This is a genomic window from Sanguibacter suarezii NBRC 16159 (assembly GCF_001552735.1).
Classification (GTDB): domain Bacteria; phylum Actinomycetota; class Actinomycetes; order Actinomycetales; family Cellulomonadaceae; genus Sanguibacter; species Sanguibacter suarezii.
Genome location: NZ_BCRT01000004.1, coordinates 66,077 through 78,676, shown reverse-complemented (window position 1 = coordinate 78,676; position 12,600 = coordinate 66,077). Strand labels below are relative to the sequence as shown.

At 71.9% G+C, this 12,600-nt stretch carries 15 protein-coding genes; 8 read left to right on the top strand and 7 right to left on the bottom strand.

What is annotated here, in order from left to right; all coding sequences use genetic code 11:
• Positions 1-74 precede the first annotated feature (74 nt).
• Positions 75-698 carry a LysE family translocator gene (locus SS2_RS01640; RefSeq protein ID WP_066460647.1) on the bottom strand — a complete coding sequence of 208 codons (624 nt, stop codon included), beginning with the start codon at positions 696-698 and terminating at the stop codon, positions 75-77.
• 126 nt (positions 699-824) lie between these two features.
• Between SS2_RS01640 and SS2_RS01635 the strand changes: the two genes are divergently transcribed.
• A complete protein-coding gene (locus SS2_RS01635; protein ID WP_066460646.1) occupies positions 825-1,277 on the top strand; it encodes an Lrp/AsnC family transcriptional regulator in 453 nt (150 codons plus the stop codon).
• Positions 1,278-1,319: 42 nt separating this feature from the next.
• Here SS2_RS01635 and SS2_RS01630 read toward each other — a convergent pair whose 3' ends face one another.
• The gene (locus SS2_RS01630) at positions 1,320-1,769 is read right to left on the bottom strand and encodes a GNAT family N-acetyltransferase (RefSeq protein ID WP_066460796.1); all 450 of its coding nucleotides are present in this window, start codon (positions 1,767-1,769) and stop codon (positions 1,320-1,322) included.
• Between the two features lie 165 nt (positions 1,770-1,934).
• Between SS2_RS01630 and SS2_RS01625 the strand changes: the two genes are divergently transcribed.
• Positions 1,935-2,249 (top strand): YbjQ family protein, encoded by a 315-nt coding sequence (locus SS2_RS01625; RefSeq protein ID WP_217995555.1) that lies wholly within the window; start codon positions 1,935-1,937, stop codon positions 2,247-2,249.
• 9 nt (positions 2,250-2,258) lie between these two features.
• On the opposite strand, the gene SS2_RS01620 is transcribed toward SS2_RS01625, so the two are convergent.
• The 3 genes from SS2_RS01620 to SS2_RS01610 are packed head-to-tail and all read right to left on the bottom strand — an operon-like array spanning position 2,259 to position 5,080.
• Positions 2,259-2,639, bottom strand: coding sequence for an MFS transporter (locus SS2_RS01620; protein ID WP_217995554.1), 381 nt, complete (start codon positions 2,637-2,639; stop codon positions 2,259-2,261).
• A gap of 54 nt (positions 2,640-2,693) precedes the next feature.
• Entirely contained in the window at positions 2,694-4,589 is a 1,896-nt protein-coding gene (locus SS2_RS01615) for an alkyl/aryl-sulfatase (RefSeq protein WP_066460643.1), read from the bottom strand.
• A gap of 56 nt (positions 4,590-4,645) precedes the next feature.
• Complete coding sequence (locus SS2_RS01610) at positions 4,646-5,080, bottom strand: DUF1622 domain-containing protein (RefSeq protein ID WP_066460642.1); 435 nt, start codon at positions 5,078-5,080, stop codon at positions 4,646-4,648.
• 146 nt (positions 5,081-5,226) lie between these two features.
• On the opposite strand from SS2_RS01610, the gene SS2_RS01605 reads away from it, so the two are divergent.
• Together SS2_RS01605 and pdxY are read left to right on the top strand one after the other, a co-directional pair.
• Positions 5,227-6,510 (top strand): M18 family aminopeptidase, encoded by a 1,284-nt coding sequence (locus SS2_RS01605; RefSeq protein WP_066460641.1) that lies wholly within the window; start codon positions 5,227-5,229, stop codon positions 6,508-6,510.
• Positions 6,511-6,611: 101 nt separating this feature from the next.
• Complete coding sequence (gene pdxY, locus SS2_RS01600) at positions 6,612-7,445, top strand: pyridoxal kinase (protein WP_066460640.1); 834 nt, start codon at positions 6,612-6,614, stop codon at positions 7,443-7,445.
• A gap of 20 nt (positions 7,446-7,465) precedes the next feature.
• Here pdxY and SS2_RS01595 read toward each other — a convergent pair whose 3' ends face one another.
• Positions 7,466-8,278, bottom strand: coding sequence for a putative protein N(5)-glutamine methyltransferase (locus tag SS2_RS01595; RefSeq protein ID WP_083941518.1), 813 nt, complete (start codon positions 8,276-8,278; stop codon positions 7,466-7,468).
• Between the two features lie 160 nt (positions 8,279-8,438).
• Here SS2_RS01595 and SS2_RS01590 point away from each other — a divergent pair, with 160 nt between their 5' ends.
• Together SS2_RS01590 and SS2_RS01585 are read left to right on the top strand one after the other, a co-directional pair.
• Positions 8,439-9,440 (top strand): tetratricopeptide repeat protein, encoded by a 1,002-nt coding sequence (locus SS2_RS01590; protein ID WP_169796241.1) that lies wholly within the window; start codon positions 8,439-8,441, stop codon positions 9,438-9,440.
• A gap of 25 nt (positions 9,441-9,465) precedes the next feature.
• Positions 9,466-10,056, top strand: a complete 591-nt coding sequence (locus SS2_RS01585; protein WP_174523179.1) for a 1-acyl-sn-glycerol-3-phosphate acyltransferase — start codon at positions 9,466-9,468, stop codon at positions 10,054-10,056.
• Between the two features lie 12 nt (positions 10,057-10,068).
• Here the strand turns inward: SS2_RS01585 and SS2_RS01580 are convergent, their stop codons facing one another.
• Positions 10,069-11,121, bottom strand: a complete 1,053-nt coding sequence (locus SS2_RS01580; protein ID WP_083941514.1) for an ABC transporter ATP-binding protein — start codon at positions 11,119-11,121, stop codon at positions 10,069-10,071.
• Positions 11,122-11,174: 53 nt separating this feature from the next.
• Here SS2_RS01580 and SS2_RS01575 point away from each other — a divergent pair, with 53 nt between their 5' ends.
• Positions 11,175-11,846 carry an ABC transporter permease gene (locus tag SS2_RS01575; protein WP_066460638.1) on the top strand — a complete coding sequence of 224 codons (672 nt, stop codon included), beginning with the start codon at positions 11,175-11,177 and terminating at the stop codon, positions 11,844-11,846.
• Positions 11,843-12,529 (top strand): ABC transporter permease, encoded by a 687-nt coding sequence (locus tag SS2_RS01570; RefSeq protein ID WP_217995553.1) that lies wholly within the window; start codon positions 11,843-11,845, stop codon positions 12,527-12,529. Before SS2_RS01575 ends, SS2_RS01570 begins: the two co-directional genes overlap by 4 nt.
• Positions 12,530-12,600: the final 71 nt, after the last annotated feature.

The following is a 12,600-nucleotide window of genomic DNA, read 5'->3' as shown; positions in this document are numbered from 1 at the left end:
GCGGCAGAGCGACGACCGTCATGAGCGGTGAGCCCATGAGTTCCAGCGTATGCCGCTCGCGCCGCCCTCGCGGGCTAGATCTGGCCGGTCAGCTGCTGCACGACGAGCGTGACGCCGATGACCGTCATGGCCACCCCGGACGCCCGGGTCACGAGCTTCGCGGCAGTGGGGCGGGTGCGCAGCACTCTCCGGGCGCCGGTGCCCACGGCGAGGTAGACCACCGTGCAGGTGGCCAGGTGCACTGCCCCGAGCGTGAGGATCTGGATCCCCAGCGGCCAGTGCGAGGTGGAGTCGGTGAACTGGGGGAGCAGCACGAGGATGAGCAGGAACACCTTGGGGTTGAGGCCGCTGACCCCGGTCCCGGTGAGCAGTCGGCGGGCCCAGGACTCGGTGGGGAGCTCTTCTCCCGCCTGCGGGAGCCCCGGTCGCAGCAGGGTGAGGACACCCAGCCAGACGAGGTACGCAGCGCCGACGAGGGTGAGGACGGTCAGCGCCATGGGGAACCGGGCGACGAGCGCGGCGACCCCGGCTGCCACGATCACCACGTGCAGCGCGTGACCGCCGACCATCCCGGCCACGGCGGGGACGACAGTGCGGTGACGCAGCCCGGCGGAGATCGCGTAGGCCCAGTCCGCCCCGGGGGTCAGGGACAGCAGCACAGACACCGCCCAGAACCCCGTGATGCTCGCGGCGGCCATGCCCGCACCTCCTGTGACGACGAGGCGCGAGGCGTTCTCGAGCCGGGGTCGACAGTAGGCGGGATCAGCCCAAAAGTGCTTCCACGTTCTTGCCCACAACGGGCCTCGTGAGCAAAGATTGCGAGCATGGACGACGTTGACAGAGAGATTCTTGCGCAGGTGCAGCAGGACGGCCGTCTCACGGTCACCGAGCTCGCCTCTCGGGTGGGGCTGAGCGTGGCGCCCTGCCACCGGCGGCTGCGTGCGCTGGAGCGGTCCGGGGCGATCCTCGGCTACCGCGCCTACCTCGATGCCACAGCCCTGGGGCTCACCTTCGACGCCTTGGTGTTCGTCACCATGCGAGCCTCTGACCGGGACACCCTCGACGCCTTCGAGCGTGAGGTCGCCCTCGTCCCGCAGGTCCTGGAGGCGCAGCGCCTCTTCGGCGACCCCGACTTCCTGCTGCGCGTGACCACCCGAGACCTGCCGGCCTTCCAGACGCTCTACGACGACCGTCTTGCGACCCTCCCAGGGGTCCAGCGGCTCAGCTCGACCCTCGTCATGAAGACCATCGTGGAGAACCGGCCGCTGCCGCTGTGACCGTGCGGTGCGCAGCCGGGCACGGCGCACCAGCCGGTGGGCTCATACGCCGAGCGGCCTGTGCCACGCCTGCTCCACCTGCAGCTGGCCGGTCTGGGTGAACAGCTGGACCTGGTGGGTGCTCGCGAGGGTCTGGGCCAGCTCGTCGCGGCTCGCTGCGGCGAAGCCGAGGCGCTGCCAGAACGGGCCGGAGCGACGGGAGAACAACCACGCCGACTGCGCGCCGTCGTCGGCCGCCTGGCGGAGGGTGAACCGCGCCAGACGCGTCCCGAGGCCCAAGGACCGGTGCGCGGGGGACACGGCCACGCTGCGTAGCAGCGCGTGATGGGTGTCGTTGCTCAACTCGTAGCCCGTGCTGGCGATGATGGCTCCGTGCTCGTCGCGGGTGACCCACAGGTCCACGGTGCTGAGATCCAGCCCGCTGACCGTGAGGTCGGCCGCCCGCAGGAACCGCCGAAGCGCATCGACGTCGCCTGGTCCCACCCGTTCCATCTTCACGTCCCTACCGTAGGCACTCGCGGACGCCGTTGGCTGGGACGTCCGGACCTGATCAGCCGGCACGGGGCATGCCTGCCACCTGTGGTGACGACCCACCGACGGTTCTAGGGTGAAGATCACCGTCCGCACTGGGTGGGCGCTCGTGAGAGAAGGAATCCGGTGCTCGTCTCAACAATGAACGACGTCCCAGGACGCACGGTCCAGCAGGTCATCGGCGAGGTGACCGGCCTGACGGTCCGCTCGCGCAATGTCGGCGCCCAGCTCGGTGCAGGGCTCAAGTCGATCGTCGGCGGTGAGCTCAAGGGGCTGACCAAGCAGCTGCAGCAGAGCCGCGACGAAGCCGTCTCCCGCATGGTCGACGCCGCGTCGGCGATGGGCGCGAACGCCATCCTGGCCATGCGCTACGACAGCGACGAGGTGGGCAACGGGTACCAGGAGATCGTCGCGTACGGGACGGCGGTCGTGCTCGCCTGACGTCCCAGGTCAGGCGGGCACGGACACGGCGCCCGTGCGCTGACGCGTGGGCAGGACCCGGGCGCAGGCGATCACCAGCACACCGGCGACCGGCACGATGAGCAGCCCCACCCGCAGGCTGGTGACGTCCGCGATGGCCCCGACCAGCGGCGGTGCGACGAGGAAGCCCACGCGCAGCAGCCACCCGACGATGGTCAGCCCGGTGCCCGGCGCCAGGCCGGGGATCTCGTCGGCGCTGTGCATCGTGGCCGGGATGAGAGTGGCCACGCCGAGCCCTGCCAGACCGAAGCCGGCGATGGTCCCGGCCACCGTGGGGACGGCCAGGGCCAGTCCCATCGCGACGAACACCAGGGTGCCGCCCGCTCGCGCCACCGCCCAGCATCGAGGCACGGCGCGAGGCACCGGGGGGGTGTGAACGTTCACGGCCGCCCCACGCTAGCAGTCCTAGGGCAGCACGATCTGGAAGTCCGGGTCTGGGGAGTCAAGCAGGCTGAGCAGCGTGAGCCACACCCCGCCGTCCCCGTCGACCGTCAGCTCACCGGAGTCCACCCGGTCCTCGAACCGCTCGGGGATGATCAGGCACTCGAGGAAGACGCCCTTGGTCGAGGTGAGCGTCACGTTGGCCGGACCGGCCGCCACACCGGACCCCTCGTCGTCGATCACCTGGTGGACGAGGACGCCGTTGGTCAGGCGCGCGGCGTGACGCACGCCGTCGACCACCCAGTCCACCGCGATGCGCAGGCCCCAGGCCTGCGGCCCGTCCACCCGGATGGCGAGGGAGTCCAGCGCCTGCTCGATGGACAGGGCCGCGAGGAGGTCAGGGGAGCCCGGCTGGGTCGGGGTGCCGAAGCTGCCCTCGCGCAGCTCGGCCGCGCCGGAGAGGAAGAAGTTGCGCCACGTGCCGTTCTCGCTGCCGTACCCGAGCTGGGTGAACGCCCGGGCCTGCAGCTCACGGGCGCCTGCGTGGTCAGGCTCGGCGAACAGGACGTGGTTGAGCACCGTCACCACCCAGCGCAGGTCACCGGCGTCGAAGGAGGCCTGTGCCTTGCCGACCGTCGCGTCGGCACCGCCCATGAAGTCCACGTAGCGCCTGGCCTCCTCGACCGGGGGGTGCTCCCACAGGTGCGCGGGGTTGCCGTCGAACCAGCCCATGTACATCTGGTAGATCGCCTTGACGTTGTGGCTGACGCTCCCGTAGTAGCCGTGCGTGTGCCACACCTCCTCCAACGCGGGTGGCAGCACCATGGCCTCGGCGATCTCCCTGCCGGTCATGCCCTGGTTGAGCATCCGCAGGGTCTGGTCGTGGAGGTAGGCGTAGAGGTCGCGCTGCTGGGAGAGGAACTCCACCAGCTCGGTCCGTCCCCACGTGGGCCAGTGGTGGGAGGCGAAGAGGACGTCGGCCTGGTGGGCGAAGAGACTGATCGACTCCGTGAGGTACTGCGCCCACACGTGCGGGTCGCGGACCAGCGCGCCGCGCAGCGTCAGGGTGTTGTGCAGGGTGTGCGTGGCGTTCTCGGCCATGCACAGCGCGGCGTGGTCGGGGAAGAAGAAGTTCATCTCGCTCGGCGCCTCGGTGCCCGGCGTGAGCTGGAAGACGATCGGGATGCCGTCGACCACCTCGCGCTGGCCGGTGGCAGTGATCGTCCGGGTCGGCTGGATGAGCGAGGGGGTGCCGATGCTCGTCGTCTGGCCCAGCCCCGCCCCGACCTGCCCGGCCGGTCCCTTGGGCAGCGCGGCCCCGTACATGTACCCGGCGCGGCGGCCCATCGCGGTCCCGGCATAGACGTTCTCGGAGATCGCGTGCTCGAGGAATCCCGGCGGGGCGAAGACCGGGCAGTCCCCGGAGTCGACCGCGGCCTGCGTGGTCACGCCCTTGACGCCACCGAAGTGATCGATGTGGGAGTGGGAGTAGATGACGGCGGTGACCGGCCGGTCACCGCGCACGCTACGGAACAGCGCCAGGGCTGCCGCGGCGGTCTCCACGGTGATGAGCGGGTCGATGACGATCACACCGCGGTCGCCCTCGACGAAGGTGACGTTCGACAGGTCCAGCCCGCGCACCTGGTAGATGCCGGGGACCACCTCGAAGAGACCGGACCGGGCCGTGAGCCGGCTCTGGCGCCACAGGCTCGGGTGGACCGTCCCGGGGTTCTCCTCGTCGAGGAAGGCGTATCCGGCGGCGTCCCACGCCGGGGACCCGTCCGGACCGGCGATCACCGGGTCGGCGAGCTCAGCGAGGAGGCCGCGGCCGGCCGCCTCCTCATCCCGGGTGTCCGTGGGGAGGCGGGTGGCGGCCTCCCGGAGCGCTTCGGCGATGAAGGGGGTGACGTCGTCGGACATGGGGGCTCCCGTGGGCCGCGTGCCGGAAAGACTCGTGAGGGAGCCGTTTTCCTACGCTATACCGGGGTTTGCGCCCCCGCACCCGGCCCTGAGTCCGCCCCGGGGCCACCCGACCGGCGTGCCGCCGACGCCAGGACCTCCGGCCCGGTGACCAGCGCCCGCCGCCACGGAGCGACCCCGTCCATCTCGATCTGCAGGGAGAAGCTCAGCACCGTGCGGATGAGCACGATGAGCGCGAGGATCAGCGCCTCGTTCAGGGACGGCGTCGAGGTGATCGTGCGAACCAGGTCGGCAGCGACCAGCACCTCCAGCCCGAGCAGGATCACACCGCCGAACATCGTGCGCAGCGTGGTGAAGGCCAGCGCGCCGTCCCCGGTCCGCGCCCACCGCCGCGCTGCGAGGACGAGGCTCACGAGGAAGCCGATGACCATCACGGCGACTCCCACGACCTCGAAGGCCTCGGTGGTGACCTCGAAGAACCTCGTGCTCATCGCGCTCCTCCGGGGACGAGATGTGGCTGGCGGCCGCTGTGCGCGACCGGTGAGAGCGGGACGTCTGCTCTGACCCTAGCCGCGGGTCACCCGCCCGTCGCCCGGGCCGGGGCCGGGAGCTGATCAGCCCGTGATTGGATGGTCGTATGGCGCCTGCATCCCAGTACATCGACGACTTCGCCCGCTTCATCACCGACAGCCCGTCCTCCTACCACGCGGCCGCGGCCGCGGCGGAGCTCCTCGAGGAGGCCGGCTTCAGCCGCCTGGACGAGGCCGCAGAGTGGGCCTCGACCGCCGGACGGCGCTACCTCCTGCGCGACGGCGCGATCGTCGCCTGGGTGCAACCCACCGCCGCCGGCCCGACGACGCCCTTCCGCGTCCTCGGTGCCCACACCGACTCCCCGGGCTTCAAGCTCAAGCCGCGCCCCACGATCGGCGCGCACGGCTGGCTGCAGGCCGGCGTCGAGGTCTACGGCGGTCCGCTGCTCAACTCCTGGCTAGACCGTGAGCTCGAGCTCGCCGGGCGCCTGGTGACCCTGGACGGACGCGAGCACCTCGTGCGCACGGGGCCGTTCCTGCGGATCCCGCAGCTGGCCATCCACCTCGACCGGGACGCCAACGCCGGCCTCACCCTCGACCGCCAACGCCACACCACGCCCGTCTTCGGAGTCGGGGACCGGTCCCAGGCGGACGTCGTCGGGCACCTGGCTGCGCTCGCGGGGCTGCGCGGGGAGGAGGTCGCCGGCTACGACGTGATCACCGCGGACACCGCCGCGCCCACCCGCTTCGGGATCGACGGCGAGCTCTTCGCGGCGGGCCGGATGGACAACCTCACCTCGGTCTTCGCCGGCGTGACGGCGCTGATCGAGGTCGCCTCGAGCGGCTCCGCCGCAGACACGGAGCACATCAGCGTGCTGGCGGCCTTCGACCACGAGGAGCTCGGCTCCGAGACCCGGTCCGGGGCCAGCGGTCCGCTGCTCGACGACGTCCTCACCCGGATCGGTGCGACCCTCGGGGCCAGCACCTCGCAGCGGCTGCAGGCCTATGCCAGCTCCTGGTGCCTGTCCGCGGACGCCGGGCACAGCGTGCACCCCAACTACCCGGAGAAGCACGACGGCGCCAACCAGCCCGTCGCCGGGGGAGGGCCGCTGCTCAAGATCAACGCGAACCAGCGCTACGCGACCGACGCCCACGGGGCCGCGCTGTGGGCGCGGACCTGCGCCGCGGCCGGCGTGGAGTACCAGGAGTTCGTCTCCAACAACACGGTGCCGTGCGGGTCGACCATCGGTCCGCTCACCGCGACCCGGCTGGGGATCCGCACGGTCGACGTCGGCGTGCCGCTGCTGTCCATGCACTCCGCGCGCGAGCTCGCCCACACCGGGGACCTCGTCGCCCTCGAGCGCGCCGTCGCAGCCTTCTTCGCCGGCTAGCCGCGGGTCCTGGGGGCCGGGAGCGTCCTGACGGGACGGGCAGAGACCGTAGGCTCGACCGTGGCGAGCACGCCGACCGAGCAACCCCAGGAGCGCAGCAGGTGAGCAGCACGATCGTCTCGATCCAGAGCCAGGTGATCGCCGGGCACGTGGGCAACGCGGCGGCCGTGCCGCAGATGCGCGCCGCCGGGTTCACCGTGGCCGCCGTGCCGACGGTCTTGTTCTCCAACCACCCTGGTCACGGCCGTTTCCGCGGCCGGGCGACCGACCCCGAGCTCGTGGCCGAGCTGCTGCACGGCATCGAGGACCACGGCGTCCTGGCGGACACCGTGTGCATCGTCAGCGGGTACCTGGGCTCCGAGCAGACCGGTCAGGCGGTCGCCGCCTTCGTCGACCGGGCGCTCGCGGCACACCCGGACATCACCTACGTGTGCGACCCCGTCATGGGGGACACCGGCTCCGGCGTCTTCGTCGCCCCCGGCGTGGTCGACGTGCTGCGCCGCGAGCTGGTCGCCCGCGCGCACGTCCTGACCCCCAACCAGTTCGAGGCCGGGATCCTGGGCCAGGACCGTGTCCCCGGTGCAGACACCTCGACCCTGGAGGGGCTGCGCGCCGTCGCGGACGCGCTGCTGGGGGACCGTCAGCACGGCGTCGTGGTCACCGGCTGCGTCCTGCCCGACTCAGCTGCCGGCACCATCGAGACGCTCGTCTTCGAGGCGGACTCGGTGACCCGGCTCGTCTCGGTCAAGGAGGACGACGCCCCCAACGGGACCGGCGACATGTTCAACGGTGCCCTCACCGCCGGTCTCGCCTCCGGGCTGACCCTCGTCGAGTCGGCCCGCGCCGCGGCCGACGCCGTCACCCGGGCGCTGCGCTACACCGCGGCCCGCGGGTCGCGGGACCTGCTGCTGCCGCCGGAGACCGCGACCGCCTGAGCCGCGTGGGCGCGGTGCGCTCACTCCAGGTGCCCGACGACGACCGTCGCGTCGAGGGCGGCCGACCGCACGACCTGGGCCGCCAACCCGGCGACGGTCATCAGGGTGCGGGTCTGCTCTGCCTGCTCCCGGCTGGTCTCGATGAGCAGGTGACCACCAGGAACCAGCCAGCGCCGGGCGGACGCGACGACCCGGCGTTGCACGTCCAGCCCGTCCGGGCCGCCGTCCAGCGCGATGCGCGGCTCGTGCGTGCGGGCCTCGAGGGGCATGAGCGCGATGGCGTCGGTGGGCACGTACGGCGCGTTCACTGCCAGGACCGCCACCGCGCCGCGCAGTGCGGACGGGAGGGCGTCGTACAGGTCGCCGTGGTGCACACGAGCGGTAGGCCCGGCGTTCTCGCTGGCGCAGGCCACCGCCGCGGCGTCGACGTCGCTCAGGTGCAGGCGGACCCCGGCCACGGCGGCCGCGACCGCGACGCCCACCGCGCCGCTGCCGCAGCACAGGTCCACGACCACGTCGCCCGGGCGTGCCCGCCGGGCCGCCTCGCGGACCAGCAGCTCGGTGCGACGGCGCGGGACGAACACACCCGGCGCGACGACGACCCGCCGCCCGCAGAACTCCGCCCAGCCGAGGAGGTGCTCCAGCGGGATGCCCGCGCTGCGCGCGGCGACCAGGCGGTCCAGGTCGCGGGCAGACCGCGCAGCCTCCACCAGGAGCCGGGCCTCGTCCTCGGCGAAGACGCACCCCGCAGCGCGCAAGGCCGTGGTCACCGCGGGCAGAGCCTGCGGTCCGGGAGCGGAGAAGCCGCTGGTGGGACCGGGTGAATGTGCCATCGTCCGCTCTCGTGAAGCGTCGGTCCCGCCGGACCCGGGGGGCCTGTGGCGGTATGGGACGGTCAACCAATTGGGTGTACCGGTGGGTTCTGACGCGCCCATGATGGAATCACCCAGAACGTGCGAACAACCACCGCATCGTTACCGTACAGTCGTCGCCATGGACCGGACACCCGCACCTGTCGCGCGACGACGCGCTGCCGATGAATTGTTCCAGCGTGCCATCGTGGCCTTTGCTGACGGGGACCACCGCCAGGCGGAACATGACTGGTCGCTGGCCTGCCAGGAGTTCGCCGAGATGGGCCTCGAGGACCGGGTGATCGACTGCACCGTCAAGCTCGGTCTGGTCTACCGCGCGGTCCACCGCTTCGACGAGGCTGAGGCCGCATACACCCGGGCTCTCGCCTACTACTCCGCCCACGGGATGCACCGGCTCGTGGCGAACTGCACCGCGAACCTGGGCAACGTCTTCCAGTCCACCCGGCGCTTCGACGAGGCCGAGGCCGCCTTCACCCAGGCGCGGGCCTACTTCGCCGCCCACGACCTTCACCACGAGGCAGCGACCTGCGCCGTCAACCTCGGTGACCTCTTCTGGGACGCCGAGCGCGGAGAGGAGGCCCAGGCTGCCTACACCGCTGCCCTGGAGTACTACCGGGCGCACAACCTGCACCGTCAGGTCGCCGACTGCCAGATGAACCTCGGCCTGGTGCTGTGGGGCACTTCCCAGCTCGCCGAGGCGGAGGTGGCCTACTCCCGGGCCCGCGACTTCTACCGCGCGCAGAACCTGCAGCGCGAGGTGGCCAGCGCGACGGTGAGCCTCGGCGGCATCTATGCGACGTCGGAGCGCTACACCCTGGCCGAAGAGGCCTACATGTCCGCGATCGAGTACTACGAGGCGCACGACGTGCGTCAGCGCGTCGCCGACTGCGCCGTGGGACTGGCGCTGGTCTACCGCGAGACCGGCCGCCTCGCCGAGGCGGAGTCCGCCTACGGCGCCGCCCGGGACCTGTACTCCGAGCTGGAGCTGCCCCGCCAGGTCGCCGACTGCCTCGTCGCCCTCGCTGACATCTACGCCGAGGTCGGTCGCATCGAGGCGGCCGACTCCGCCTACACCCAGGCGCGCACCAACTACGCCTCGACCTCCCGCCCGGTCCAGCAGTGACCTGCCGTGCGGCGATAATCGAGGCATGACCACTGACGTGCTGCTCCGCCAACGCATTGCCCGGGTGTACTGGCGACTGAGCCGGTGGACGGTGGTCTCCGAGCCGCTCCCGCGCGACGGCGCGGGCATCCTCGTCGCGGCCCCGCACACCTCCAACTGGGACTTTGTGCACATGCTCGCGATCTCCGCCGAGGCGGGGATCTCGGTGAAGTACCTGGGCAAGAAGACACTGTTCACGCCACCCTTCGGCTGGCTCATGCGCGCACTGGGTGGCATCCCGGTGGACCGTTCGGCGCCGCAGGGCCTGGTGGAGGACCTCACCTCACGGGTCCGCGCCGGGGAGCGGTTCTACCTCGTGGTCACCCCCGAGGGCACCCGCAGCGCGGGCACCTACTGGAAGTCCGGCTTCTACCGGATCGCCATGGACACCGGCCTGCCCCTCACCCTGGGCTTCGTGGACCGCACCACCATGACCGCGGGCCTGGGGCCCACCTTCACCCCGACCGGAGACGTGCACGCGGACATGGACGTCATCCGGGCGTTCTACGCGGACAAGGCCGGGCACGACCCGGCGCGCCGCACCGAGCCACGGCTGCGCGAGGAAGACGCCGGCTGACCCGCGTCGCGGTCAGCCGTCCGCCAGGGAGGGCTGGTGACCGGGGGAGCCCGGGGTCTGTGGCGCGACCTCCGGCTCCTGCGCGGGAGCCGACTCCGCCAACCGGCGCAGCGCGGCGACCAGATCCGCGGCGCGCAGGCCGCCCACCGGGCGGCCGTCGTCGGTCACCGTGATGGCATCCATCCCGGAGGTGGCGAGGGCGGCGAAGGCCTCGTCGTAGGTCGCGCCGAGCGGCACCGAGCGTTCAGTCCGTGCGCCGAGGTCGGTCGACGCCACGAGGTCGGCCGCGCTCACCCGGCCCAGGCCGAGCAGCCTGACGCTGCGCCCGGCGCCGATGAACTGCTCCACCGCGGCGCTGGCCGGCCTGGTCAGCAGGGTCACCGGGTCGTCGATCTGCTGGACGACGCCGCCGCGACCGAGCACCACGACGCGGTCACCGAGCCGCACCGCCTCGTCGATGTCATGGGTGACGAACATGACGGTGGTGCCCAGGTCCTGCTGGATCCGTCGGAACTCCACCTGCAGGCGCCGCCGGCCCTCGGGGTCCACCGCGCCGAAGGGCTCGTCCATGAGCAGCACCGGCGGGTCGACCGCCAGAGCGCGGGCCACGCCCACGCGCTGACGCTCGCCGCCGGAGAGCTCATGGGGGTAACGGCGCCCGTGCACGTCCGGGTCCAGGCCCACCACCTCGAGCAGCTCAGAGACGCGCTGGCGGGTGCGCGTCCGGTCCCAGCCGAGCAGCCCGGGCACCGTCGCGACGTTCTGAGCCACGGTGCGGTGAGGGAACAGGCCGACGTCCTGGATGACGTAGCCGATACGCCGGCGCAGCCGGACCGGGTCGCTGGTCGCCACGTCCTCGCCCTCCAGCAGCACCCGGCCAGAGGTCGGTTCGACGAGACGGTTGACCATCCGCAGGGTCGTGGACTTCCCGCAGCCGGAAGGGCCGACCAGTGCCAGCAGCTCGTGGGGCAGCACGTCGAGATCGAGGTTCCCCACCGCCGTCGCGCCGCTCGGGAAGGTCTTGCTCACGCCCTCGAAGCGGATGAGGGGTTCGGCAGAAGTCATGGGTCGACCCTACTGTCGAGCGATGCCAGGTGCGCAGGGGTACTCTCGCACAGATGAATCCCGAGGCCGCCGCCAATCCCTGGCTCTCCTGGTCATACGTGCAGAACAACGCGCCGGAGATCCTCAGCTACCTCGGTCAGCACGCGGGGCTCACCCTCCAGGCGGTCCTGATCGCCGTCGTCGTCGCCATCCCGCTCGCCGCCCTCGCGCACGCGTGGCCGCGCCTGTCCGGACCGATCCTGGGTGCCACCGGTGTGCTCTACACGATCCCGTCGCTGGCGCTCTTCGCTGTGGTGTATCCCTTCCTGCGCGACCGCCGGGCGACCGTGCTGCTCGGGCTGGTGCTCTACGCGCTGCTGCTGCTCGTGCGCAACACCCTCGTCGGGCTGTCCACGGTGGACCCCTCCGTGCGCGACGCCGCCCGTGGCCTCGGGTACGGGCGGTGGCGGTTGCTGTTCCGCGTCGAGCTGCCCAACGCCCTGCCGAGCGTCATGACCGGGCTGCGCCTGGCCGCCGTGAGCACGGTGGCTCTTGTCACGGTCGGGGTGGTCATCGGCTACGGCGGGCTGGGGCAGCTGATGTTCCGGGGCTTCGCCAGCGGGTACCGCGCCCAGATCATGACCGCGACGCTGCTGTGCCTGGCCCTCGCCCTGGTCATCGACCTGCTGCTGTACCTGCTGGGCAGGGTCCTGACGCCGTGGGCCCGATCGGCGGGTGCGCCGTGAACGAGATCCAGGCAGCGATCACCTGGCTCAACGACCCCCTCAACTGGACCGGGCCGGGCGGGATCACCGACCTCACCATCGAGCACCTGGTCATGACGGTCCTGGCGGTCCTGCTCGCGGCGGTCGTGGCGCTCCCGGTCGGCGTGGTGCTCGGCCACGTCCCGGGGGCCGACCGGGCGGCGCGGGTCACGGTGGTGCTGACCAACGTCAGCCGCGCCCTGCCGACGCTGGCCCTCCTGACGATCTTCGCCTCGACTGCCATCGGGTTCGGCAACCGGCCCACGGTCCTGGCGGCGGCGATCTTCGCGCTGCCGGTGATCCTGGCGAACACCTACGCCGGTGTGCACGGGGTGGACGCCGGGGTCCGTGACGCCGCTCGCGGGATGGGTCTGTCCGGGGGGCGGGTGCTGGGCCAGGTGACGCTGCCGCTCGCGCTGCCGCTCATCGCCGCGGGGCTGCGGACCGCGACCGTCCAGGTCATCGCGACGATCCCGCTGGCCGCCCTGGTGGGTGGCGGCGGCCTGGGGGTCATCATCGTCCAGGGCTTCGGCACCCAGCGCTACGGGCAGGTGCTCGCCGGGGGCGTGCTCGTGGCCGCGCTCTGCCTCGTGGTCGAGGCGCTCCTGGCGGTCGTCCAGCGGCTGGCGACCCCAGCACCCGTGCGCGCGCTGCAGCGCGTCTAGGCGGAGCAGTCCCCGGCGCTGCAGATGTCGGCGCCCCGACGTAGTGTGCTTAGTTGTCGCTGGTCTGCCAG